General features: G+C 52.4%; 1 protein-coding gene. It reads left to right on the top strand.

Annotated elements, in window-relative coordinates; translation table 11 throughout:
- Nucleotides 1-1184 (top strand): DUF1601 domain-containing protein (locus ACO6V1_RS24095; RefSeq protein WP_422469156.1); only part of this gene is annotated, 1184 nt, incomplete at both ends.

Consider the following 1184-nt stretch of genomic DNA (forward strand, 5'->3'; position numbering starts at 1 on the left):
AAATCGCCAACCTGCTGTGGGCCATGGCGAAACTGGTGGACAACGGGCTGGAGCAGACACCAGGGCTCAACGAGGTCGTGGCCGCGCTGTTGCCCCACGTGATCGCACTAGAAGACCAATTTAATGCCCAGGAAATCGCCAACCTGCTGTGGGTCATGGCGAAACTGGTGGACAACGGGCAGGAGCAGACACCAGGGCTCAACGAGGTCGTGGCCGCGCTGTTGCCCCACGTGATCGCACAAGAAGACCAATTTAATGCCCAGGGAATCGCCAACCTGCTGTGGGCCATGGCGAAACTGGTGGACAACGGGCAGGAGTGGACAGCAGGGCTCAACGATGCAGTAGCCGCACTGTTGCCCCACGTGAATGCACAGAAAGACCAATTTAGTCCTCAGCATATCGCCAACCTGCTGTGGGCCATGGCGAAGCTGGTGGACAGCGGGCTGGAGAAAACACCAGAGTTCAAAGATGCTCTGGCCGCACTGTTGCCCCACGTGAACGTACAGAAAGACCAATTTATTCCCCAGCATATCGCCAACCTGCTGTGGGCCATGGCGAAACTGGTGAAGAATGGGCAGGAGCAGACACCAGAGTTCAACGAGGCCGTGGCATCGCTGTTGTCCCTCGTGAACGCACAGAAAGCTAATGTAAAACCACAGGAAATCGCCAACCTGCTGTGGGCCACGGCGAATCTGGGTGAGCTCATTGAGCTGAACGTGTTTACATCCACGTTCAACTCTCTTGTCTACAGAATCAGTGAAAACACTCAGTTCTCTCAGCAAGAGATACTGATGTCTCTCTGGGGAGTAATGGTATGCTGTGCCAGGTTGGCTCTGGACTCCAATGCCCATAAAAATAACGTGCTTGAAAAGCACATGGATGACCTGTTGACTCGCCTGGAAAATACATCGCCAGATAATGAAGAGGATCAATCCATCATGATCATGGCCGCAAGTTGGCTTGGCAGAGCCTGTCCGGTCGTTCGCGATTACCAGACAAACATTTCAAAAACCCAGGTCGACTTCCGTGATCAACTCCAATCATCTATTCCATCTTTGAAGATTGAAGAAGAAAAGAGTCTGAACTCATTACCTCCGGTTGACCTGCTACTGCCAGATCACAACATGATGATTGAAATTCAGGGACCGTTTCATTACGTGGGTGGTGATTTCAACACCAGGAAT

The organism is Endozoicomonas sp. ALC013 (assembly GCF_049310205.1).
GTDB lineage: Bacteria > Pseudomonadota > Gammaproteobacteria > Pseudomonadales > Endozoicomonadaceae > Endozoicomonas.